We start from the raw sequence: 21,703 nt of genomic DNA, 5'->3' as shown, positions 1-21,703 counted from the left end.
TGCATGCCATCGCGTTGATACGCTTCCCAATGCCCGCCGATCGAGGTCTGGCGATCCACCGCGTGCCCCTCCACCATGCTTCGCATGGTCCCCCTCCCCCAAGGGGGAGGAATGGGGGTAAGCTGCCTTTCCATCAAAATCAGAAAAACGGGTTCACGCAGAGGCGCAGAGGTTTTACGTAATACCGCCGCCTCCCTTCCTTTTGCAGCGATGAGGAAAACGCTCCGTTGACGAGGAAAGCGGCGCGGCCGCGAGCGGGACTCCTCCGCGCCTCTGCGTGGATATTCCTGCCCCTCTTCGCCACCCGCCTCCCGCCGTGCTATCCGCCCGCCGATGACCGAAGACGCCGAAACCGCACTGCCCCGTGCCCAGCGCCGCCTGCTGCGCCGTATCTACAACGGCCGCACCCAGCCCATCGTCGTCGAGGGCCGGGAATTCCTGACCTACAAGGACGCCAGCCGCCACCTGCTGGCGCTGCCGGAGGACGCGCGCGAGGCCGCCTATCTGGAGATGAAGCGGCAGGCGGAATAGCGCCGCGCTTTCCTACAGACGGCGCGCCGGAGTATCTTCGCAAGGCGGCGGCTCCCCCGCCCTGCCTCGATCACAAGGTGACACTCCATGCCTCGCAAGGTGACACATCGCTGCCCCAAGGTGACACTTTTCCCGCGCAAGGTGACACCTGCACCCACGGATTTCCGCCAATCCCGGAGCATACGGCCCACAAGGTGACACTTTTCCCCCTGGACCGTGTAAACCGTGTAAACCTCGCCCTGTTTCCTCTAGCCCTGCGCCCCTCCCGCCTCTAGGGTCGGCGGCTGTTTCCCCCTTTCTTTCCCGGAGCCCAGCGCCTCGATGCATGTCGCCTATAGCCTGATCGGCATCGTTCTCATCATGGCGGCAGCTTTCGCCCTCTCGACCGACCGCAAGGCGATCCGCCTGCGCGTCGTCGGCGCGGCCTTCGCGCTGCAGGCGGGGCTTGCCGCGCTGGTGCTCTACGTGCCTTTCGGCAACCGCATGCTGCGCGGCGCGGCATCGGGGGTGGAGAGCCTGCTGGGCTATGCCCATGCCGGCGTGGACTTCCTGTTCGGCCCGCTTGCCTCGCCCGAGATCGGCGGCACCAGCTTCGCCATCGCGGCGCTGCCGGTCATCATCTTCTTCGCCTCGCTGATCTCGATCCTGTACTACTTGCGCATCATGCCGCTGGTGGTGCGCTGGCTGGGCGGCGCGCTGGAAAAGGTGACCGGGATCAGCAAGGTCGAAAGCCTCTGCGCGGCCTCCAACATCTTCGTGGGCCAGAGCGAGGCGCCGCTGGTGATCCGCCCCTACCTCGCCTCGCTCAACCCCTCGCAGCTGTTCTGCGTGATGACGGTGGGCCTGGCGGGCGTGGCGGGCACGATCCTGGCCGCCTATGCCTCGATGGGCATCCGCATCGACTACCTCGTCGCCGCCGCGTTCATGTCGGCGCCGGGCGGCATCTTCATGGCCAAGATGATAATGCCCGACCCGCGCCCCGGCATGGTCTCGGATACCGAGGTCCATGAAGGCACCTTCCCGCCCGCCGGTGCTGCTGCCGCCGCGATGAACCGCGCCGACGTCACCCACCTCCCCGGCGTCCACATCGACGAGCCCGAGGCGGTGGAGCACGAGGAGGAAAAGCCCGCCAACATCATCATGGCCGCATCGCAGGGCGCGCAGACCGGCGTGAAACTGGCGGTCGCGGTCGGCGCGATGGTGCTGGCCTTCGTGGCGCTGATCGCGCTGGCGAACGGCGTCGTCGGCTCGATCGCCGGGCTGCTTGGCTTCCAGGACGTGACGTTCCAGTCGCTGCTGGGCTATATCTTCGCGCCAATCTTCTACCTCCTCGCCGCGCCCGACTGGACCGAGGCGATGCATGCGGGCGGTCTGTTCGGCACCAAGATCGTGCTCAACGAATTCGTCTCGTTCATCGAACTGGGCAAGGACGCCGCGCTCTCGCCCCATACCGTCGCGGTGGTGACTTTCGCGCTGTGCGGCTTCGCCAACTTCTCGTCGATCGCGATCCAGATGGCGGTGACCGGCAGCCTCGCGCCCAACCAGCGCCCGATCATCGCGCGCCTGGGCATCCGCGCGCTGGCGGCGGGCAGCCTTTCGAACCTGATGAGCGCGGCGCTGGCGGGGCTGTTCCTCACCGGCATGTGACGGGGGCTAGCCGCCCCGGCGCCGCGCCAGTTCAAGGGCGGAAAGCACGATCCCGGCCAGGATCAGCGCCATGCCCGCGAAGTGGTAACCCTCCAGCCGCTCGCCCAGCAGCAGAGCGGAAAGCAGCGCGCCGAACAGCGGCATCAGCGTGATCGCCTGCCCCGAGCGCGCCGCGCCCAGCTGCGCGGTGGCGGCGTTGTAGATGAAATAGGCCAGAACCGAAGGGAACACGCCGACGTACAGAAAAGCCGCGACCACCGCCGGGCTCCATTCGACCCGCAGGCCCTGCGCCCGTTCCCACGCCGCCAGCGGCGCCATCGCCAGCGCGCCGATCACGAACACCAGCAGCAGGAAGCTCGCCGAGGATATCGCCGGCTTGCGCCGCAGCAGTACGGTATAGAGCCCCCACACCACCACGCCGCACAGGATCAGCGCGTCGCCGGAGCCGAGGTGCAGCGAGGCCAGTGCGGAGACGTCGCCCCGGAACACGATGGCGACGACGCCGATCGTCGATGCGACCACCCCCGCGACGTGCAGCGCCCCCGCCCGCGTGCCGAAGATCGCACGGTCGAGCACCAGCACCAGCGCCGGGATCGATGCCTGCAGCAGCAGCGCGTTGGCGGCGCTGGTATGATGCAGCCCGGAATAGATGAAGGCGTTGAAGCAGACGATGCCCAGGAACCCCAGCGCCACGATCCAGCGCCATCCGGCCAGCGCCTCGGCCCGCTCCGCCCAGACCCGCCGCGCGGCGAAAGGCGCGAGCACCAGCACCGCGATCAACCAGCGCCCGAAGGCGAGCGTGAACGGCGGGATCGCGTCCCGCACCGCGCGGCCAGTGATCGAATTGCCCGCCCACAGGAGCATCACGAGGCCGAGCAGCAGAAACGCACGGGTGGTGGAGGGCGACTTGGGCATGATGGTGTTTCCCTTGCGTCATCCCGGCGCATGCCGGGACCGCGGGCAAGTCTTGAGGCGGCAGCTTGCGGCGGGGCGCCTTGACGACAATGGGCGCCTGAAGACGGCCCACGGTCCCGGCATGCGCCGGGATGACGGGCCTATTGTCGTATTTTACCCCAGCGCCTCGTCGAGCACCTTCGCGAGCCTGAGCCCCGCGCGCTCGATGCGCTCGTCGACGATGGGGATGGTCTGCTCGATCGCGGCGTTGGTCCAGACGACCTTCTGCGGTTCCTTCACGTCGCCCTCATCATCACAGGGCAGCTTGCCGCCGAACGCTAGCGGATAGAGCACGTCGCGGCTGATCTCGTAGCTCTCACGCGCCCAGTCGGCGACGCCGCCGGTCGCCAGCTGCGCCTTCTCGGCCGCGCTGTAGACGCGCACCAGCGGCGGACGGGCAGAGGTGATCGCGCGCTCGGCCAGCGTCGTGTCCCAGATCGAGTGCAGGTTGCGGCCCGGCGCGTCGCCGTAGTCGGCCTTCACCTTGTTGCCGCCCAGATCCTCGTTCTCGCCGATGTGGAGCGGCTGGTGGATATCACCGACGAGGTGAACGACCAGCGACAGCGCTTCCAGTCGCAGCACCGGCGCCAGCTTGCGGTTCGCCAGCTCCTTCTCGTTCCGTTCGAGCTGCGCGGTGGCGCACATGCCGTCACGGCACAACTGCTTGAGGTCGAACGTCCCGCAGACCGGCTGGTCGTGGTAGTGCCACGAACTTTGGTAGGCCCAGCGGCCCTTCTCGCCCTTGATGCAGTCGGGCCAGGTGGCGACTTTCTCGATCGAGGTCATCGCGCACTCGGGCGTGTCGAGTTCGGCCTGGTGCGCGATCAGGCGCCGGATCGCGGCGCGGGTGGAGGGCTGGACGTTGGCCATGGCGATCGCGCCGACCGTGCTGTGGCCAAGATAGCCCCAGGCCATCGCCGGGCTCGACAGGACGCTCGCCAGCGCGGCGAAGGGAAGGAGAAGCTTGCGCATCAGCGGGCCACCGGGGTTTCGTATTGTTCGATGACCCAGTCCTCCGCCTCGGCGGCGGCGATCCAGGCCTGCATCCATTCGTGCTCCCACACCGCCTGCATATAGGCCTGCGCGAAGCCGGGCACGCCGATGCCGTACGTCAGGAAGCGGCTGACCACGGGCGCGTAGAACACGTCCGCCGCGCCGAAGGTGCCGAACAGGAACGGCCCGCCCTTGCCGAACCGCGCCCGCGCCTCGGCCCAGAGGGTGAGGATACGCACGATGTCGGTGCGGGTCTCGTCCTCAAGCCCCGGCAGTTCGACGCGCGAGCGGATGTTCATCGGGCAGTTGCGGCGCAGCGAGAGGTAGCCGGAGTGCATCTCGGCCACCATCGATCGCGCCATGGCGCGCGCGGCGTCCTGCTTGGGCCAGAAGCGGTCGCGGCCGACCTTGTCCGCAAGGTAGTCGACGATGGCGAGCGAATCCCACACCACCGCCTCGCCGTCCCACAGGATCGGCACTTTGCCGTGGCTGGGGGCGAGGTCGTCGGAGGACTTCTTGAAGGCTTCCCATTCCTCGCCGAACAGGGGGACGGTGATCTCGTCGAAATGCAGGCCCGACTGTTTGCAGGCGAGCCAGCCGCGCAGCGACCAGCTGGAGTAGTTCTTGTTGCCGATGATGAGCTTCACGGGGCGGCGTTCCTCGGGATTGCTGAACGAGCGGCCTAGAGGCTGGGGCGCGATGTGTCGAGCCTGACCCTTCGACAAGCTCAGGGTGAGCGGACGTTGGCTGATGCCCCCTCAAATCCGCTCAGGCTGAGTGCCGAGCCTGTCGAAGCACCGAAGCCCCGCCGCCCTCAGAACGCCCGCGTTATCAGATAGAACAGCGCGCCCACCGCCGCGCTGGCGGGGATCGTCACGAACCATGCCACGATGACCCGGCTCGCCACCGACCAGCGCACCGCGCTCGACCGCCGCGCCGCGCCGGTGCCGACGATCGAGCCGGTGATGGCATGCGTGGTCGAGACCGGAATGCCCAGCGCCGAAGCCCCGAACACCACGATCGAACCGGCGGTCGAAGCGCAGAAGCCCGAGTGGTGGTTGAGCTTGGTCAGCTTGGAGCCCATCGTCTTGATGATCTTCCACCCGCCCGACAGCGTCCCCAGCGAAATCGCCAGATAGCACGACAGCACCACCCAGTGCGGCACATGGAAGCCCCCCGACATGTGCCCCGTCGAGTAGAGCAGCACCGCGATGATACCCATCGTCTTCTGCGCGTCGTTGCCGCCGTGGCTGATCGAATAGGCGGCGCTGGAGAGCAGGTGGAGGCTCTTGAAGATGCCGTTCGACTGGCGCGGGGACGTGCCCTTGAACAGCCAGCTCGTCACCAGCATCAGCAACATGGCAATGGCAAAGCCCAGCACCGGCGAGACGAAGATCGCCGCGATGGTCTTCACCGTGCCCGAGCTTTCGACCACCGCGAAGCCGCCATGCGCGATGCCGGCGCCCAGCAACCCGCCGATCAGCGCGTGGCTGGAACTGGAGGGGATGCCCTTGATCCAGGTCAGCACGTTCCAGAACATCGCGCCCACCAAGGCACCGAACACCACCGCCGGGGTGACGGCATCGACGTCGATGATGCCCTTGCCCACCGTCTCGGCGACATGAAGGCCGACGAAGAAGTAGGCGAGGAAGTTGCCGGCGGCGGCGAACAGCACCGCGAAGACCGGCGAGAGCAGCCGCGTCGCCACCACCGTCGCGATGGCATTGGCGGCATCGTGCAGCCCGTTGAGGAAGTCGAACGCCAGCGCGAGCGCGACGAGGCCGATCAGCAGCGGCAGGGCAAGGCTGTGGTCCATGGTCGGGCCTTTACGAGTGGTCGATGACCAGCCCGTCGATCTCGTTCGCGAGGTCTTCGAAACGATCGACCACGCGCTCGAGGCGCTTGAACATCTCCTGCCGCACGAAGAAGTGCATCGGGTTGGTCAGGTCCGCCTTGAACAGGCGCTTGAGCCCGGCCGCGTGGATCTCGTCGGCGTGGCCTTCCATGCGCACGAGGCGCTCGGTCAGTTCGTGGAGGCGGTGGCCGTTGTCGCCGATCTTGCGCAGCAGCGGGATCGCCTCGGCGGTCAGGCGTGCGGCATCGACAATGATCGCGGCCATGTCGATCATCTCCGGCTCGAACTCGCTCACCTCGTAGAGATCGCAGGCGTTGGCCGTCTGCTGCATCTCGTCGATGGCATCGTCCATCGTGTTGATGAGGCTGGTGATGGCCGAGCGGTCGAACGGCGTCAGGAAGCTGCGGCGCACCGTCTGCAGAACTTCGCGGGTGATGTCGTCGGCGTCGTGCTCGCGCTCGGCGATCTCGCGGATGTGCTGGGCGCGGCCCGGGCCGCCCTGCGCCAGACGGGCGAGCGCGTCGGCGCCGGCCACCAGCGTGGCGGCCTGCTTCTCGAACAGGTCGAAGAAGTTGCCCTGCTCGGGCAGCAGCTTCTGGAACCAGGCGAACATGGCATTGACCCCTGTCTTGCTGGCCACCGTATCCATGGCCGCGCCAAGGAAGCGCGCGGGACTGGCGGCGGCGCGGAATTCTCGTGCGCCGAAGGAACGTATGAGGGCGCGAAGGTCCTCTTCGTCGACCGCCCTAGCCGCTTCCTCCAGCGAGAACCAGCGCCGTTCGCGCTGGTGCTGCTCGTCCCATGTGGAAAGCTCGTCGGTGACCGCGAAGGGATAGACATCGACGTCGGCCCAGACCGAGGCCCCCGAATTGCGCTGCTTGCGGTAGCGGTAGGAGCCCAGCGGAACCGGGCAGGTCGCGCCCAGCACGCCTGCTTCCTCTTCCGCTTCTTTCGAGGCGGCGGCGTGCGGTTGCAGGCCCTTCATCAGCCCGCCCTTGGGAATCACCCAGCGGCGGGTGCTGCGCGAAGTGATGAGCAGGATCTGGATGGGCGCGTCGACGGCGGGGCCGACGGTGCGGTAAGGAAGAACGGCAATCTGGCGCATATGGGCGAGATTCCTTTCATCCCTCGACGCGTGAAGCTGCGCCCCATAGGGGACGGCGCGCCGTCATGCAAATGTCACAAATGGAGACGCGGTCTCGATTGTGGACTCGAATGATGAAAGGATGATTTCCAAAGGCTTGGCAATTTACCGAAGGCCCTCCCGTCCGTCATTGCGAGCGAAGCGAAGCAACCCAGCGCGGCTTAGTGCTGCCCTGGGTTGCTTCGCTTCGCTCGCAATGACGAAAGCGTGAAATCAGAGTTCCGAATCGCCCAGCACGGCAGCGCGCAATTCCTCGATTCCGAGGCCCTTTTCGGAACTGGTGACGTGGACCACCGGGAACGCGGCGGGATGCTTGCGCGCCTCGGCGATGGTGGCGGCGTGGACCGCTTCCAGTTCGCTGGCCTTGATCTTGTCCGCCTTGGTCAGGACGAGGCGGTAACCCACCGCCGCCTGATCGAGCATCTCCATCATGTCGAGGTCGACCTGCTTCACGCCGTGGCGCGAATCGATGAGGACCAGTGTGCGCTTGAGCACCACCCGGCCGCGCAAGTAGTCGCGCACCAGACGGCGCCAGGTCTCGACAACCTTGGGCGGCGCCTTGGCGAAGCCGTAGCCCGGCATGTCGACGAGGCGGAACTTGAGCGGTTCCGCCACGTCGAAGAAGTTCAGCTCCTGCGTGCGGCCCGGCGTCACCGAAGTACGCGCGATCGCCTTGCGGCCGACCAGTGCGTTCAGCAGCGAGGACTTGCCCACGTTCGACCGGCCCGCGAAGGCGATCTCCGGCGCATCGGGATCGGGCAGGAACTGCAGCGACGGTGCCGACTTCAGGAACGTCACCGGTCCCGAGAACAGCTTGCGCGCGCGCTCCGTCAGTTCGTGAAGGTCCTCACTCATTTCGGGCGTGCCGCCGAACGGGCCTTGTCCGCCGCATCCTTCTCGGCTTGCGCCTTGAGCTGCGGGTGACGGCTATAGAGGAACTTCTGCTGCGCGATGGTCAGCAGGTTCGAGGTGATCCAGTAGACCAGCAGGCCCGAGGCGAACGGCGCCATCACGAACATCATGAACCACGGCATCAGCTTGAACACCTGCTGCTGGGCCGGGTCCATCTGCGCGGGGTTCAGCTGGAACTGCAGGTACATCGTCACGCCCAGCAGCAGCGCCAGCACGCCGATCGCCAGGAAGCTGGGCGGATCGAACGGCAACAGGCCGAACAGGTTGAGCACGTGCAGCGGATCGGGCGCGGACAGATCCTTGATCCACAGCACGAAGGGCTGGTGGCGCATCTCGATCGCCAGGATCAGCGTCTTGTAGAGCGCGAAGAACACCGGGATCTGCAGGAACATCGGCAGACAGCCTGCGAGGGGATTGACCTTCTCCTGCTTGTAGAGGGCCATGATCTCCTGCTGCTGCTTCTGCTTGTCGTCCTTGTAGCGCTCCTGGATCGCCTTCATCTTCGGCTGGATCGCGCGCATCGCCGCCATCGAGGCGAACTGGCGCTGGGCGACCGGGAACATCATGCCGCGCACGATGAGGGTCAGCAGGATGATCGCGACGCCGAAGTTGCCGACGAGGCTGAACAGCTTGGTGAGCAGCCAGAAGATCGGCTTCTCGAACCAGCGGAACCAGCCCCAGTCGATCGCGAGGCCGAAGTTGGCGATGCCCTGCGCCTCGTAGGCGTCGAGCACCTTGTGCTCCTTGGCGCCCGCGAAGATCTTGGTGGTCACGCTCTGCGCGGTGCGCGGCTGGACGATCGCCTGATCGTAGACGACGTCGGCGCGGAAGATCTGGTTGCCCATCGAGCGCAGCGTGCTCGTCGCCTTCGCGCCCGAGGGAATCAGCGCCGACATCCAGTAGACGTCGGTGAAGCCGATCCAGTCGGTGTTGCCCGTCTCGTTGATGGAGCCGGCCTCGGCCACGTCCTTGTAGTTGGTCGCGAAGCTGACCGAACCGTCATAGGCGCCGATCGGACCGGAGTGGACGTTCCAGGTGTCGAGGCTGGCGGTCTTCTCGGTACGGTTGACGATCGCGAAGGGCTTGACCGAAACCGCGTTGCCGCCCGTGTTCGCCACGGTCTGCTTCGCGGTGATCATGTAGTTCTGATCGATCGAATAAGTGATGCCGAAGCGCTGACCGGTGGGGTTCGTCCAGGTCAGCGTGACCGGGGTGCTCGGCGTCAGCACGGCATTTGCGGGCGCGGTCCAGACACGCGGGTTGTTGGTATCCGGCGTCTCGATGCCCTGCCCGACCCAGCCCAACTGCGTGAACTGCTGCGCGGGCGTGCCGTAGGGCGAGAAGATGCGGACCGGGCCGGAGTTCTTCTCGACCGTCTCGCGGTGGCGGTTGATGACGAGGTCGTCGACGATCGCGCCGTTGAGGTTGATCGAGCCCGAGAGGCCCGGCGCCTGGATCTTCACGCGGCCCTTGGCGCCCAGTTCGGTCGCCAGATCCTTCGCTTCCAGCGTGCGGTCGGCGGCGTCCATCAGGCCGCCCTCGCGGGTGGGCTTGGTCGGCTTGGTCGCGTTTTCAGCGCCGCCCGCCGCGACGGTCTGCGTCGGGGTCTTGGCCTGCGGATAGAAATAGCCGACCCCGGCCTCCCAGCCGAAGAGAACGAGCGCGGTCAGCACGACCGCGAGGATGATGTTACGCTGGTTTTCCACGAAAGCCTGTTTCCTGCCCGTATCTTCGTCTCGGCGGCGGCCATGTGGGGCCACCGGCGTCAATTCGCTAGTGTCTAAGGTTCAGTCCGGCACGGGATCGTGCCCATGCCCACCCCAGGGATTGCAGCGCAATAGACGCCACAGCGCCAGCAATCCACCCTTGATCGCACCATGCCTGCGAACCGCGATGATCGCGTACTGCGAACAGGACGGGGAATAGCGGCAGGTCGGCGGCATGATCGCCGAGGGACCGAGTTGCCACAGCCGGGCAATCCCGATGATCGCCAGCCCCGGAAGCGACACGAGGAAGGCGACGATTCGCTTCATTTGCGGGGACCGCGCTTGCGATTGTGAGGCCGGGGCGCATCCCCCCTGCCGTCCCGCGCCCTGCCCAGCGCCGCGACGAGTTCGACGCGCAGCTTCTCGAAGTCGCGCTCCACCCCGCCTTCGCGGCCGATCAGCACGTGGTCGGTGTCGGCAAGGCCATGCTCGGGCAGCAATTCGCGAAGCAGCGCGCGGAAACGCCGTTTCATGCGGTTACGCACGACGGCATTGCCGATCTTCTTGGTCACCGTGATCCCGGCGCGCCGTCCCAGTCCGTCATTGCGGTTGGCCAGCAGTACGAAACCGGGACGCGCGACTCGCAGGCCGCGATTGGCGGCGAGAAAGTCCGAACGACGGCTCAGGACCGTGTAGGCGTCAGCCTGCTTCATGACAGCTCGAACGTCGGGACATGGCGATTCGCGCCAAAGCAAAACGGCGCCAGCCCATGCCCTCGCGCAAGGCGGGAGCGTGGGCTGGCGCCGCTTATGGCAGGAGCCGGGGCCCCTGCCGATCCCGGCGGATTAGGCCGAGAGCTTGGCGCGGCCGCGGGCGCGACGCGCGCGCAGAACCTTGCGGCCACCGACGGTCGCGGTGCGGGCACGGAAGCCGTGACGACGGGCGCGAACAAGGTTGCTCGGCTGGAAAGTGCGCTTCATGTCAGTCCTCGAAAATCTAACAAAAAGGGCCGCCCAAACCGGACGACCATGGAAATCGTTGGCCGCCGTTACTGGAACGAGGGGATTGAGTCAACAAGCGCCGCAAGCTGGACGAACTGAAAACGCGGGGTCACGTCCACTTTCACGTCGTCCAGTTGCACCCATGCACCCATCTCGCGCTCGTCGAGCCAGCGCGCCGACGCGAACGGAACCGAATTGGTCATGGCATAGAACGCCTGTGCCTCGCCAGTGCTCATGCCCATGGCGCGGTAGTAGTCGATGTAGCGGCGATTCTCCGGCGCATTGGCGGCGTAGTCCGATGGCTCCAGCCCGGTGTCGTCCTGCCAAGAATGGACCGCGAACTCCGAACCCGGATCGGCATAGCGCCGCGCTCCCGCCAGGAACAGCTCGACCCCGCCCGAACGGACCGAACCGCCCGCCGGAACATGCGTGACCAGCCCGCGCTGCCGGATCATCTGCCCGACCTTGAGATTGGCGAGGTCGTCCTCGGTGCCGGGGCAGTCGATCATCTCGATCGTGGCGATGCCGGGATGATCGCGCAGCATCGCCGCGAACAGCGCCGGCGTGCGCCCGTCCGTGACATCGACGAGCGCCGCGCGGCCCTCGTCGATCACGCGGAACGGCCCGTAGGCGGGCCCTTGCGCGATCGCCGGCGCCTCGACGACGGCGGTGGTGAAGAGGGTGCGCTCGCCCCCCGTAACGACGGGATCGGAGACCTCGTCGACAGCCTCGTAGTCGATCACCTGCGCCGACAGGGGGGACACAGCGAACAGGGCGACACACGCGAGACATACGGAAAGCGAGCGCATGGCCAGTGTCTGCGCCGCGCACCCTTACCCACCACCTCACAGGTCCGGTTAAAGTGCTGTAAGGGATGATTTTGCGAATGGCGCCCCGGCCCTGCGGCGGTACTAGATGGAGCCCTCTGGGGCTCCCTTTTGCTTAAGGATCGATCTTGGTCGCCATCGTCTCGACCGTCGCGTACCTCGGGCTGGAGGCGCGCGCCGTCGAGGTCCAGTGCCAGGTGGCGCCGGGAATTCCGGGCTTCACCCTCGTCGGCCTGCCCGACAAGGCGGTGCGCGAAAGCACCCAGCGTGTCAGCGCCGCGCTGACCGCGATGGGCCTCGCGCTGCCGCCCAAGCGGATCATCGTCAACCTCTCCCCCGCCGACCTGCCCAAGGAGGGGTCGCACTTCGACCTGCCGGTGGCGCTGGCGCTGCTGGCCGCAATGGGCGTGATCGATGCCGAACAGCTGGGCGATTTCGTCGCCGTGGGCGAACTCGCGCTCGACGGGCGGGTGATCCCCTCCCCCGGCGTGCTGCTCGCCGCGATCCACGCCAGCGAGCATGAGAAAGGGCTGATCTGCCCTGCCCCGCAAGGCTCGGAAGCCCGCTGGGCGAGCGGGGTGCCGGTGGTCCCCGCCCCCAACCTCATCAGCCTGCTCAACCACTTGCGCGGCCAGCAGGTGCTGCCAACGCCGCCGCCCGGCGAAGTCGAACCGATGGTCCACGGCCCGGACCTCAGGCAAGTCAAGGGGCAGGAAACCGCCCGCCGCGCGCTGGAGATCGCCGCCGCCGGGGCGCACAACCTGCTGATGGTCGGACCGCCCGGCGCGGGCAAGTCGCTGCTCGCCTCGTGCATGCCCGGCGTCCTGCCCCAGCTCACCCCGGCCGAGGCGCTGGAAGTCTCGATGGTCGCCTCCGTCGCGGGCACGCTGGAAGGCGGTCGCATCAGCCGCGCCCGCCCCTACCGCGCGCCGCACCACTCGGCCTCGATCGCGGCGCTGACCGGCGGCGGCATCAAGGTGCGCCCCGGCGAAGTCTCGATGGCGCACCTTGGCGTGCTGTTCCTCGACGAACTGCCCGAATTCCAGCGCCAGGCGCTCGATTCGCTGCGCCAGCCGCTGGAGAGCGGCGAAGTCACCGTGGCCCGCGCCAATGCCCACCTCACGTATCCGGCGCGGGTGCAACTGGTCGCGGCGATGAACCCGTGCCGCTGCGGTTATCTTGGCGATCCCGCACTCGCCTGCAGCCGCGCCCCCCGCTGTGCCGCCGATTACCAGAGCAAGGTGTCCGGCCCACTGCTCGACCGGATCGACCTCCACGTAGAGGTCGATCCCGTGCGCGCCGCCGATCTCGCCCTACCCCCGCCCAGGGAAGGCAGCGCCGAAGTCGCCGCGCGGGTGGCGCGGGCGCGGCTGATCCAGGCCGAACGGCTGAGCGGTACCCCTGCGCGCACCAACGCGCAGCTCGACGGCGACCTGCTGGAGACCCACGCCACCCCGGACGAGCCGGGCCGGCGGCTGCTGCTGCAGGCCGCCGAGGCGATGCGCCTTTCCGCGCGCGGCTATACCCGCATCCTGCGTGTCGCACGCACGATCGCCGACCTTGCCGGCGCGGACGGCGTCACTCGCATTCACATCGCCGAGGCGCTCAGCTACCGCCGCCGCGCCCCGGTGAACTGAGGCGCGGCGCGAGCGTCAGCGATGCTCCCGAGCCGCGACCCGGCGACGGGCATCGGCACCGGCATCGCGCCGCTGGGCCCGCTGGCGAGCCTGAGCCTGCCGCTGCTGGGCCTGATGCGCCTGTGCCTGACGGGCCTGGGCCTGACGTGCCTGGGCCTGACGCGCCTGAGACTGTTTCGCCTGCGCCTGACGGGCCTGCGCACGCTGCGCCTGCTGCTGCTGGCGTTGACGGGCTTGCTGAACCTGCGCCTGCTTCTGCTGCGCCTGACGCGCCTGGCTGGCGCGGCGCTGCTGAACGGCACGGGCCTGTTGCTGACGGGCACTGGCGGCCTCGCGGCGCTGGCGGGCCTGCTCGGTGCTCGCCTGACGGACCCTGGCACGTTCGGCCTGCTGCTGGCGCTGGCGAGCCTGCTGCGTGCTCGCCTGACGCGCACGGGCCTGCTCGGCCCGCACCTGCTGCGCGCGGCGGGCTTCCTGAGCGGTACGCTGCCGCTGCGCCTGTTGCTGCTGCTTGCGCGTCGCCTGCGCCCTGACCAGCTGTGCCTGACGCGCCTTCTGCTGCTGCGCACGCCGGACCTGCTGGGACCGGGCCTGCTCCGAGCGCGCCGCCGCCTGCCTGCGCACATCGTCCCGGTGCGCCTGCACCTCTCGCTGCTGCCGCGCGGCGCCGTCGCGGCGCTGTTGCTCGCGGGCGATTTGAGCACGATGCGCCTGCTCACGCCGCTGCTGCTCACGGCGAGCGTCGTCGGGACGCGTGAACGGACGCCCATCGACGCCCATGAAGCGCGGCGGATCGTGGCGCGCGGCGACGGCGATGCGCTGCTCCTGCCTGCGTTCGTGCATGCGGCGCTGCTCGGCCCGCAGCGCCTGCTGGCGGCGCAGCGTCTCGCGCTGCGCCAGCGCGGCCTTTCGCAATTGCCGGTCGCGCGCCGCCTCGCGGTAGAAGCGCGGGGCCTCGCCGCGATAATCCGTCTTGCGCCAGGTGTCGAAGCGATCCGAGGCGAAGCGCCGGGCCGCGCGCTCCTGCGTCCAGCGGGCGGCGACGACATCGTCATGGCGACGATCCCAGTCGCGCCAGCCGCGCCGCTCCTGACGGACACGGTCCCAGCGGGCCTGCTCCCGCGCGACCTCGCCCCGGCGCTGCGCCCAGAGCGGCGCCGAGACGCCGAACCGCCGCTCGCGCTGCGAGGCGCGGTAGAGGTCGTAGCCGCGCGTGCGATAGCGATCGCCGACCAGACGCTGGCGCTCGGCCCGCCTGCGGTCGATCACCCGGCCGTCGCGGTCGTAGATGTAGGCGATCCGGTCTCCGCGATAACCGTAGGAATAATAGGGATCGCGCACCAGAAACGGTCGTTCCTGACGCGGCGCGTAATAGTAGTAGCGATAACCGCCGTCGATCGGCTCGGCATAACGGCGGTAATGGTCGCCGGTTTCCCAGGCCCAGGGCTGCGCCCCCTCGTAGCCGAAGCCGTAATCCGGGGGCGCGCTGCCGAGAACGCCGCCCAGCACGCCCGCCAGCGCGATCAGCGCATAAGGATCACCGCCACCGTCATCAGCGCTCTGGTCGTACCGGTCGGGGCCGTCCTCGTCGCGGTAGTAGCTTTCGTCATAATAGCGCGGAGCATTGGCGTAGCTGACGTTCGACGAGGCGGCCCGGGCGACCGGCGCGGCGGGGGCCATCGGCTCGGCATCCGGCAACGGCGGCAGCGCGTCGGTGTCGGCCGGCGCATCGATACCATAGGCCGAGAGCGGCCACTCGACGTCGGCGATAGCCTGCTTGCTCTGGGTCTGGGCCCCGTCGTCAGGGCCGCAGCCGGAAAGCGTGGCGCCAAGACCGGCGGCCGCGCCCAGCATCAATATCGCGCGCAAGGTATGCGCCATGGCAGGTCTCCTTCCAGCCCCGCCCCCCGTTTCACATCTATCGAGACAATGCCTAGTTCCCCGCGCCTGAACCCGGCGTGGCGCTTTCGTTCATCGAAAAGCCCGGAAACCTTGCAACAGCTCGTCCGAACGCGAGCCGCGTGCGCCTCGTCGCTATTCGCGGATGTCGAGTTGGCGCAGCACTTCGGCGACGACCTTGGGCGAACTCGCAAAGTCGAGGTGACTGCAGCGGAGCGCCACCGCGCGGTCGCGCTCGTGCGGCCAGCCGGCGGCGGCGCGCGGCTGGATGATACCATCGCGCGGGCTCCACAAGGCGACCGTCGGCACCGCCGGCTTGACCGAGAAATCGCAGTCGATCGGCGGCCGGTCCACCGAATGGCCGGTCACCACCTGATACGCCTTCCATGCATTGTTGGCCCGCGGGTCGCCCGAGAAAGGCGTGCCCATGGTGATGACCTTGGCCACCAGGGCCGGCTCGCGCCGGGCGATCTCGCGCGCGAAGAGGCCGCCCAGCGACCAGCCGACCAGCGCGACGGGATGCCAGTTCTCCCGCGCGATCACCGCCACGCGGCGCATCAGGTACGAGAAGTTGCGCTCGTTGGGCCCGAGGTTGAGGCCCAGCCCCCACTGGTGAACGTGATGCCCCGCTGCCGAAAGCGCATCGGCCATCGGCTTCATCCGACGCGGGTGCGAGCCGAAACCGGGCAGCAACATCACCGGCATCGGACTGACGGCGGCCTTCACCGCTTGCCCGTTAAGCCCGAACTTGTGCCCGCCGCGATAAAGCGAGCGCAGTTCCGCCCACATCAGTTCCAGCGGCGGCTTGCCGACGCCTTCGGGGTGCTGTTCGCGCGCGAACGCCGCCCGCCGCGCGATCGCCTCGCGCAGGGAGCGGGTGGAGCGGTCCTGTTCCTCGTTCGCCGGATCCATCGGCCTTCGCATACCTCGTGAAACCGCTACCGGACCTTGCAGTCTCCGAGGCGGGTGGTGGTCAGGTGCATCGTCATCTTCATCGAACGCATCGGGGCCTGCCCGCCGGTCATGTCCATGTCGACGGTCACGTCTGAACCATCATTCCTGACCGTACCGTTAAGCTTCATGACCGCCTTTCCCTGTTGCGGCGACTGGCAATCCATCTGGGCATCGAGACGGCCGCCGTCCACATCGAATTTCGAATAGGAACACTGATCGCCCTTGCCGACGTTCCTGAACATGTCGCGATAGCCCTTCTCGGCATCCTCCTTCGTCAGGCAGATCGTGCTCTGCTGACCGGCCGTCATCATCGTCTTCATCTGCTCGGCCGCTTCTTTGGGCATGCCGGGCACCTCGAACCGGGTGATCTCGACCACCTGCCGGTATTCGCCCGCCTCCGGCGTATCGAGCTTGGCGGCTTCCTTCTGCACGTCCTCGACCGATCGGGTCGCACCGTCGGAGGCATCCTCCTTCGATCCGCACCCCGCCAGTGCCAGCGCGCCAGCCGCTGCGATCATCACTGCGGTCGTCATCGGGGCCTTCATGGTCTTCTCCCTCTCCTTGCGGAACGACCGAGGGCTATCACTCCAACACGCCCGCGCCAACGTCCTGTTGCCGCGGGAACGGATATACCCCATATGTTCCGCCATGGCAGAGATCATCATCCGGCGCGGCCTCGAAGAACCCGATACTTCGGAGAACTTCGTCCCCCACAAACCGCAGCGGCCCGAGAAATCGATGCCGGGGCGGCCGTTCAAGATCGTCTCGGACTATGCCCCGGCGGGCGACCAGCCGACCGCCATCGCCGAACTCGTCGCCAGCGCGGCCGACGGCGAGAAGACTCAGGTGCTGCTGGGGGTCACCGGCTCGGGCAAGACCTTCACGATGGCCAAGGTGATCGAGGAACTGCAGCGCCCCGCGCTGATCCTGGCGCCGAACAAGATCCTGGCCGCGCAGCTCTACGGCGAGTTCAAGGACTTCTTCCCGGACAACGCGGTCGAATATTTCGTCTCGTACTACGATTATTACCAGCCCGAGGCCTACGTGCCCCGGTCGGACACCTACATCGAGAAGGAAAGCTCGGTGAACGAGGCGATCGACCGGATGCGCCACTCGGCCACCCGCGCGCTGCTGGAGCGCGACGACGTCATCATCGTCGCCTCGGTGTCGTGCCTCTACGGCATCGGTTCGGTCGAGACCTATTCGGCGATGATCTTCGACCTCGTCACCGGCAAGGCGCAGGACCAGACCGAGATCATCCGCAAGCTCGTCGCCCTGCAGTACAAGCGCAACGACGTGGCGTTTGCGCGCGGCAACTTCCGCGTGCGCGGCGACAATCTGGAGCTGTTCCCCAGCCATCTGGAAGACGTGGCCTGGCGCATCAGCTTCTTTGGCGACGAGATCGAGGAGATCGCCGAATTCGATCCCCTCACCGGCAAGAAGGGCGCGGTGCTGGAAAAGGTGCGCGTCTATGCGAACTCGCACTACGTCACACCGGGGCCGACGATGCGGCAGGCCAGCGAGGCGATCCGGTTCGAACTGACCGAGCGGCTCAAGGAACTGGAGGCCGAGGGCAAGCTGCTGGAAGCCCAGCGGCTTGAGCAGCGCACCAACTTCGACCTGGAGATGATCGCCGCCACCGGATCGTGCAACGGCATCGAGAACTACAGCCGCTTCCTGACCGGGCGCATCCCCGGCGAGCCGCCGCCGACCCTGTTCGAGTACCTGCCTGACAACGCCCTGCTCTTCGTCGACGAAAGCCACCAGACGGTGCCGCAGATCGGCGCCATGTCCAAGGGCGACCACCGCCGCAAGATCACGCTGGCCGAATACGGCTTCCGCCTGCCCAGTTGCATCGACAACCGCCCTCTCCGCTTCAACGAGTGGGACGCGATGCGTCCGCAGACTTTCGCCGTCTCGGCCACCCCCGGCCACTGGGAGATGGACCAGACCGGAGGCGTCTTCGCCGAGCAGGTCATCCGTCCGACCGGCCTGATCGACCCGCCGGTGGAAATCCGCCCGGTCGAGGATCAGGTGCAGGACTGCATCGCCCAGTGCAAGGACGTGGCGGCCAAGGGCTACCGCACTCTCGTCACCACCCTCACCAAGCGCATGGCCGAGGACCTGACCGAGTTCATGCACGAGCAGGGCGTGCGGGTGCGCTACATGCACTCCGACGTGGAGACGCTGGAGCGCATCGAACTGATCCGGGACTTGCGCATGGGCGTCTACGACGTGCTGATCGGCATCAACCTGCTGCGCGAGGGGCTCGACATTCCCGAATGCGGCCTCGTGTGCATCCTAGACGCGGATAAGGAAGGCTTCCTGCGCAGCGAGACTTCGCTGATCCAGACGATCGGCCGCGCCGCGCGCAACGTGGACGGGCGGGTGATCCTCTACGCCGACCGCATGACCGGATCGATGGAGCGCGCGATCGCCGAAACCGACCGCCGCCGCGCCCGGCAGGAGCAGTTCAACCTCGAAAACGGCATCACCCCGCAAACGATCAAGCGCCGCATCGCCGACATCGTGGCGGATACCGCCAGCCGCGACGGCGTGGTGGTGGACCTCGAGGATGACAGCACCAACAACCTCGTCGGCCACAACCTGCGCTCGTACATCGAGGACCTGGAGAAGCGCATGCGCGCGGCCGCCGCGGACCTGGAGTTCGAAGAGGCCGGACGCCTGCGCGACGAGATCAGGCGGCTTGAGCAGAATGAGCTTGGTTTGCCCGAGGCGGAGCACAAGGCGCCGAGGGTGGGGCGTAGCAACGAGGGCAAGCCGGGCACACGCAAGATGCGGTACGGGAAGACGCAGCGGAAGTTCGGGAAGTAGCCGGCTTTTCCATAAGGGGGCTTGTTGCGAATCACTTAGTGGCCAGTATTAAAAGTGCTGCGCATTACTGAGGGCAGCCATGATAAAACCGACAAGACTTTACACTCAACTCCTCGAATCCCGAAACCGAACCGTCGCCTTCCGGGATTTCGAGCGGTTGCTGAAAGCCTTCGGCTTCGAGCATGTCCGCACGAAGGGCAGTCACCAGATCTGGACGCATCCGTCCCTGCAACGGCCCTTCCCCGTCCAGCCCAGCGACAAGGACGCGAAGCCCTATCAGGTTCGCGAGTTCCTTGAACTGGTTGAGCAACACGGGCTATATATCGTCCTGTGAACGAGCCACATTACCACATCAACCTGTTCTGGTCGGACGAGGACGCGAGCTGGATCGCGGACGTTCCCGACCTCAAGCCCTGTTCCGCGCACGGCGATACGCGCGCCGAAGCGCTCGCCAACATCGACGATGCCATCGCAGGCTGGCTGGACGTGGCGGCCGAAAAGGGCTTGGCCATTCCCGAGCCCCGGTATCGGCCCGCGATCTACGCGGCGGTCTGATCCCTCACACCGCCACCCCGCGCGCCTTCGCGAAGGCCGCCAGCTTCGCCTGATAGTTCGCCTTGCGCTCGGGCGTGATCCACGCCGTGTCGAAGGCATTGCGCGAAATCCGCACCAGTTCCGCCTTCGTCAGCGATGAGCGCGTCTGCGCCTCGATCATGGCCTGGGTGATGTAATTGCTGCCCATGTAGGCCGGGTCGTCCGAGTTGATCGAGACCTTCAGTCCCTGATCCAGCATCCCGCGCACCACCTCCACCGGCTGCCCGTCCACCACGACCTTGCCCGAGAACGAGGGGCAGACGGTGAAGGCCATGTCCTTCGCCTTGGCGATGGCGATCAGTTCGGGCGACTGCAGGATGTTGCCGCCGTGGTCGATGCGATCGACGGCGATGTCGACCAGCGCCTCGCGCAAGTGTTCCAGCGTATCCTTCTGGTTGACGTCGCAATGCGCCGTCACCTTCAGCCCGGCCGCGCGGGCCTTGGCGAAGTGGGCGGCGAACTTGGCGGGCGGGTTGTCCTTCTCGTCCGAATCGAGGCCGACGCCGACCAGCTTGTCCTTGTAGGGCAGCGCCGCGTCGAGCGCGGCCATCGCGTTGTCCGCCGTCAGGTCGCGCATGAAGCACAGGATCAGCTGTGAGCCGATGCCCAGCTTCGCCTCGGCATCGGCGCGGGCGCGGGTGATGCCGCCGATCACCGCCGCGATCGGCACGCCCCGGTCGATGTGCTGCTGGGGGTCGAAGAACATCTCGGCATAGAGCACGTTCTGCGAATGGGCCTTGGCGAGATAGGCGTAGCACAGATCGTAGAAGTCCTGCTCTGTCAGCAGCACGTTCATGCCCTCGTAGTAGACCTTCAGGAACGTGGGCAGGTCGTGGAACACGTAGCTGCGTTTCATCGCCGCGACGTCGGCATAAGGCAGCTTCACGCCGTTGCGCCTGGCGAGGGCGAACTTCATCTCCGCTTCCAGCGTGCCTTCGAGGTGCACGTGGTACTCGGCCTTGGGCATGGCGGCGATGAAGGTGGCCATGTCATCCGGCGCGGCGAAAGCGCGCATCGGCAGCAGCGGCATGGCGGCAGCGCACAGCGCGCCGCCGATGAGGGAACGTCGATCCAGATGCATGTTGATGGCCCACCCCTGAGTTAACGCGGGCGATCATCGGGGCGGGCGCCGGGCTTGTCCAACCGAGAAAACCGGGCGCGGCGTTGCAGAAAACGGGGCGTGGTGCGCGCGCCCTTCGACAAGCTCAGGGTGAGCGGGGTTGGAGTAAACCGCCGTCTTTCCAATTCCGCTCAGGCTGAGCTTGTCGAAGCCCCGTCCGGACAGACCTTCTCAGCTCCACGTCGCCTCAGGCGGCAGGCTCATCAGGATCGCGTCGATGTTGCCGCCGGTCTTGAGCCCGAACAGCGTGCCCCGGTCGTAGACAAGGTTGAACTCGGCATAGCGCCCGCGCCATTCCAGCTGCTGCGCCTTGTCGGCGAGGGTGAAGTCCATCCCCATGCGGCGGCGTACCAGCCGGGGGAATACCGCCAGGAACGCCTCGCCCACCGCCTGCGTGAAGGCGAAGTTCGCCTCCCACGCGGCCTCGTCGCCGCATTCGAGGTGGTCGTAGAAGATGCCGCCGACGCCGCGATGGACCTTGCGGTGGGGAATGTAGAAATACTCGTCCGCCCAGGCCCTGAAGCGGTCGTAGTAATCCGCGCCGTGGGCGTCGCAGGCGGCCTTGAATTCAGCATGGAACTCGGCCGTGTCCTCGTCATAGGGCAATGGCGGGTTGAGGTCGGCGCCGCCACCGAACCACGCCTTCGTCGTCGTCAGGAAGCGCGTGTTCATGTGAACCGCCGGAACATGCGGGTTCGCCATGTGCGCGACGAGGCTGATGCCGGTGGCCGTGAACTGGTTGTTTTCGGCCGAGGCCCCGTTGATCGTGCCCGCGAAGTCCTTCGCCAGCCCGCCGGAGACAGCCGAGACGTTGACGCCGACTTTCTCGAACACCCGGCCCTTCATCAGCCCGCGCGTGCCGCCGCCGGTTTCCGCGCCCTCTCCCTCGACCGCGTCGCGCCGCCAGGGGGTATAGCCGAATGCCGCATCGGAGCCCGCCTCGCGTTCGATCGCCTCGAACTCGGCGCAGATGCGGTCGCGCAGGGTTTGGAACCAGTCGCTGGCGCGCGCGGTGTAGGGGGTCCAGTCGGTCATCGTGTCCTCATCGCAGGGGTCCGGCCGTTCTGGCACCCTTCGCACCGTGCGGCGCTTGC

Annotated in this window: 22 protein-coding genes; 6 read left to right on the top strand and 16 right to left on the bottom strand. The window is 67.1% G+C overall.

The annotated features are described in order from the left end of the window. The first annotated feature begins 333 nt into the window (after positions 1-333). Both V2S85_RS22995 and V2S85_RS22990 read left to right on the top strand, forming a co-directional pair. A complete protein-coding gene (locus V2S85_RS22995) occupies positions 334-531 on the top strand; it encodes a hypothetical protein (protein ID WP_330705135.1) in 198 nt (65 codons plus the stop codon). Positions 532-852: 321 nt separating this feature from the next. Next, positions 853-2,178 (top strand): NupC/NupG family nucleoside CNT transporter, encoded by a 1,326-nt coding sequence (locus V2S85_RS22990; RefSeq protein ID WP_330705134.1) that lies wholly within the window; start codon positions 853-855, stop codon positions 2,176-2,178. Positions 2,179-2,184: 6 nt separating this feature from the next. On the opposite strand, the gene V2S85_RS22985 is transcribed toward V2S85_RS22990, so the two are convergent. From V2S85_RS22985 to V2S85_RS22935, 11 genes are all read right to left on the bottom strand, one after another. Then, positions 2,185-3,093, bottom strand: coding sequence for a DMT family transporter (locus tag V2S85_RS22985; RefSeq protein WP_330705133.1), 909 nt, complete (start codon positions 3,091-3,093; stop codon positions 2,185-2,187). Positions 3,094-3,246: 153 nt separating this feature from the next. Further along, positions 3,247-4,104 carry a S1/P1 nuclease gene (locus V2S85_RS22980; RefSeq protein ID WP_330705132.1) on the bottom strand — a complete coding sequence of 286 codons (858 nt, stop codon included), beginning with the start codon at positions 4,102-4,104 and terminating at the stop codon, positions 3,247-3,249. After that, complete coding sequence (locus V2S85_RS22975) at positions 4,104-4,772, bottom strand: glutathione S-transferase family protein (protein ID WP_330705131.1); 669 nt, start codon at positions 4,770-4,772, stop codon at positions 4,104-4,106. Before V2S85_RS22975 ends, V2S85_RS22980 begins: the two co-directional genes overlap by 1 nt. Before the next feature lie 167 nt (positions 4,773-4,939). After that, entirely contained in the window at positions 4,940-5,941 is a 1,002-nt protein-coding gene (locus tag V2S85_RS22970) for an inorganic phosphate transporter (RefSeq protein ID WP_271181973.1), read from the bottom strand. A gap of 10 nt (positions 5,942-5,951) precedes the next feature. After that, the gene (locus V2S85_RS22965) at positions 5,952-7,085 is read right to left on the bottom strand and encodes a DUF47 family protein (RefSeq protein ID WP_330705130.1); all 1,134 of its coding nucleotides are present in this window, start codon (positions 7,083-7,085) and stop codon (positions 5,952-5,954) included. A gap of 252 nt (positions 7,086-7,337) precedes the next feature. After that, the gene (yihA, locus tag V2S85_RS22960) at positions 7,338-7,979 is read right to left on the bottom strand and encodes a ribosome biogenesis GTP-binding protein YihA/YsxC (protein WP_330705129.1); all 642 of its coding nucleotides are present in this window, start codon (positions 7,977-7,979) and stop codon (positions 7,338-7,340) included. After that, positions 7,976-9,742 (bottom strand): membrane protein insertase YidC, encoded by a 1,767-nt coding sequence (yidC, locus tag V2S85_RS22955; protein WP_330705128.1) that lies wholly within the window; start codon positions 9,740-9,742, stop codon positions 7,976-7,978. Before yidC ends, yihA begins: the two co-directional genes overlap by 4 nt. 81 nt (positions 9,743-9,823) lie before the next feature. After that, a complete protein-coding gene (gene yidD / locus V2S85_RS22950; protein ID WP_330705127.1) occupies positions 9,824-10,069 on the bottom strand; it encodes a membrane protein insertion efficiency factor YidD in 246 nt (81 codons plus the stop codon). Beyond that, positions 10,066-10,455: a ribonuclease P protein component gene (gene rnpA / locus V2S85_RS22945; protein ID WP_330705126.1), complete on the bottom strand. Its 390-nt coding sequence runs from the start codon at positions 10,453-10,455 to the stop codon at positions 10,066-10,068. Before rnpA ends, yidD begins: the two co-directional genes overlap by 4 nt. A 132-nt stretch (positions 10,456-10,587) precedes the next feature. Continuing rightward, on the bottom strand, positions 10,588-10,722 hold the full coding sequence (gene rpmH, locus V2S85_RS22940; protein WP_008831762.1) for a 50S ribosomal protein L34: 135 nt from the start codon (positions 10,720-10,722) through the stop codon (positions 10,588-10,590). A gap of 68 nt (positions 10,723-10,790) precedes the next feature. Then, positions 10,791-11,552 (bottom strand): alpha/beta hydrolase, encoded by a 762-nt coding sequence (locus tag V2S85_RS22935; RefSeq protein WP_330705125.1) that lies wholly within the window; start codon positions 11,550-11,552, stop codon positions 10,791-10,793. 146 nt (positions 11,553-11,698) lie between these two features. Between V2S85_RS22935 and V2S85_RS22930 the strand changes: the two genes are divergently transcribed. After that, a complete protein-coding gene (locus V2S85_RS22930) occupies positions 11,699-13,207 on the top strand; it encodes a YifB family Mg chelatase-like AAA ATPase (protein ID WP_330705124.1) in 1,509 nt (502 codons plus the stop codon). 15 nt (positions 13,208-13,222) lie between these two features. Here the strand turns inward: V2S85_RS22930 and V2S85_RS22925 are convergent, their stop codons facing one another. From V2S85_RS22925 to V2S85_RS22915, 3 genes are all read right to left on the bottom strand, one after another. Further along, positions 13,223-15,088: a hypothetical protein gene (locus V2S85_RS22925; protein ID WP_330705123.1), complete on the bottom strand. Its 1,866-nt coding sequence runs from the start codon at positions 15,086-15,088 to the stop codon at positions 13,223-13,225. Positions 15,089-15,241: 153 nt separating this feature from the next. After that, a complete protein-coding gene (locus V2S85_RS22920) occupies positions 15,242-16,018 on the bottom strand; it encodes an alpha/beta hydrolase (RefSeq protein WP_330705122.1) in 777 nt (258 codons plus the stop codon). 26 nt (positions 16,019-16,044) lie between these two features. After that, on the bottom strand, positions 16,045-16,725 hold the full coding sequence (locus tag V2S85_RS22915; protein ID WP_330705121.1) for a DUF3617 domain-containing protein: 681 nt from the start codon (positions 16,723-16,725) through the stop codon (positions 16,045-16,047). Between V2S85_RS22915 and uvrB the strand changes: the two genes are divergently transcribed. From uvrB to V2S85_RS22900, 3 genes are all read left to right on the top strand, one after another. Then, complete coding sequence (gene uvrB / locus V2S85_RS22910; protein ID WP_330705120.1) at positions 16,709-18,895, top strand: excinuclease ABC subunit UvrB; 2,187 nt, start codon at positions 16,709-16,711, stop codon at positions 18,893-18,895. The genes V2S85_RS22915 and uvrB overlap by 17 nt on opposite strands. Positions 18,896-18,974: 79 nt before the next feature. Next, positions 18,975-19,229 (top strand): type II toxin-antitoxin system HicA family toxin, encoded by a 255-nt coding sequence (locus tag V2S85_RS22905; RefSeq protein WP_271181981.1) that lies wholly within the window; start codon positions 18,975-18,977, stop codon positions 19,227-19,229. Continuing rightward, positions 19,226-19,450: a type II toxin-antitoxin system HicB family antitoxin gene (locus tag V2S85_RS22900; RefSeq protein WP_271181982.1), complete on the top strand. Its 225-nt coding sequence runs from the start codon at positions 19,226-19,228 to the stop codon at positions 19,448-19,450. Before V2S85_RS22905 ends, V2S85_RS22900 begins: the two co-directional genes overlap by 4 nt. 4 nt (positions 19,451-19,454) lie before the next feature. Here the strand turns inward: V2S85_RS22900 and add are convergent, their stop codons facing one another. Then, entirely contained in the window at positions 19,455-20,570 is a 1,116-nt protein-coding gene (add, locus tag V2S85_RS22895; protein ID WP_330705119.1) for an adenosine deaminase, read from the bottom strand. Between the two features lie 210 nt (positions 20,571-20,780). Next, positions 20,781-21,644: an oxygen-dependent coproporphyrinogen oxidase gene (gene hemF, locus V2S85_RS22890; RefSeq protein ID WP_330705118.1), complete on the bottom strand. Its 864-nt coding sequence runs from the start codon at positions 21,642-21,644 to the stop codon at positions 20,781-20,783. Positions 21,645-21,703 lie beyond the last annotated feature (59 nt).

The sequence above is a fragment of the Novosphingobium resinovorum genome, assembly GCF_036352595.1.
Lineage (GTDB): Bacteria > Pseudomonadota > Alphaproteobacteria > Sphingomonadales > Sphingomonadaceae > Novosphingobium > Novosphingobium resinovorum_B.
Note: the sequence above shows the minus strand (reverse complement) of the source record. Positions and strands in the feature narration are given on the sequence as shown.

Coding starts and splice junctions, on each gene's coding strand:
- V2S85_RS22905 (WP_271181981.1), top strand. CDS start 18,975: ATGATAAAACCGACAAGACTTTACACTCAACTCCTCGAATCCCGAAAC.
- yidD (WP_330705127.1), bottom strand. CDS start 10,069: ATGAAGCGAATCGTCGCCTTCCTCGTGTCGCTTCCGGGGCTGGCGATC.
- V2S85_RS22970 (WP_271181973.1), bottom strand. CDS start 5,941: ATGGACCACAGCCTTGCCCTGCCGCTGCTGATCGGCCTCGTCGCGCTC.
- hemF (WP_330705118.1), bottom strand. CDS start 21,644: ATGACCGACTGGACCCCCTACACCGCGCGCGCCAGCGACTGGTTCCAA.
- uvrB (WP_330705120.1), top strand. CDS start 16,709: ATGGCAGAGATCATCATCCGGCGCGGCCTCGAAGAACCCGATACTTCG.
- V2S85_RS22925 (WP_330705123.1), bottom strand. CDS start 15,088: ATGGCGCATACCTTGCGCGCGATATTGATGCTGGGCGCGGCCGCCGGT.
- V2S85_RS22935 (WP_330705125.1), bottom strand. CDS start 11,552: ATGCGCTCGCTTTCCGTATGTCTCGCGTGTGTCGCCCTGTTCGCTGTG.
- V2S85_RS22920 (WP_330705122.1), bottom strand. CDS start 16,018: ATGGATCCGGCGAACGAGGAACAGGACCGCTCCACCCGCTCCCTGCGC.
- V2S85_RS22980 (WP_330705132.1), bottom strand. CDS start 4,104: ATGCGCAAGCTTCTCCTTCCCTTCGCCGCGCTGGCGAGCGTCCTGTCG.
- yihA (WP_330705129.1), bottom strand. CDS start 7,979: ATGAGTGAGGACCTTCACGAACTGACGGAGCGCGCGCGCAAGCTGTTC.
- add (WP_330705119.1), bottom strand. CDS start 20,570: ATGCATCTGGATCGACGTTCCCTCATCGGCGGCGCGCTGTGCGCTGCC.
- V2S85_RS22915 (WP_330705121.1), bottom strand. CDS start 16,725: ATGATGATCTCTGCCATGGCGGAACATATGGGGTATATCCGTTCCCGC.
- V2S85_RS22990 (WP_330705134.1), top strand. CDS start 853: ATGCATGTCGCCTATAGCCTGATCGGCATCGTTCTCATCATGGCGGCA.
- V2S85_RS22965 (WP_330705130.1), bottom strand. CDS start 7,085: ATGCGCCAGATTGCCGTTCTTCCTTACCGCACCGTCGGCCCCGCCGTC.
- rnpA (WP_330705126.1), bottom strand. CDS start 10,455: ATGAAGCAGGCTGACGCCTACACGGTCCTGAGCCGTCGTTCGGACTTT.
- V2S85_RS22995 (WP_330705135.1), top strand. CDS start 334: ATGACCGAAGACGCCGAAACCGCACTGCCCCGTGCCCAGCGCCGCCTG.
- V2S85_RS22985 (WP_330705133.1), bottom strand. CDS start 3,093: ATGCCCAAGTCGCCCTCCACCACCCGTGCGTTTCTGCTGCTCGGCCTC.
- rpmH (WP_008831762.1), bottom strand. CDS start 10,722: ATGAAGCGCACTTTCCAGCCGAGCAACCTTGTTCGCGCCCGTCGTCAC.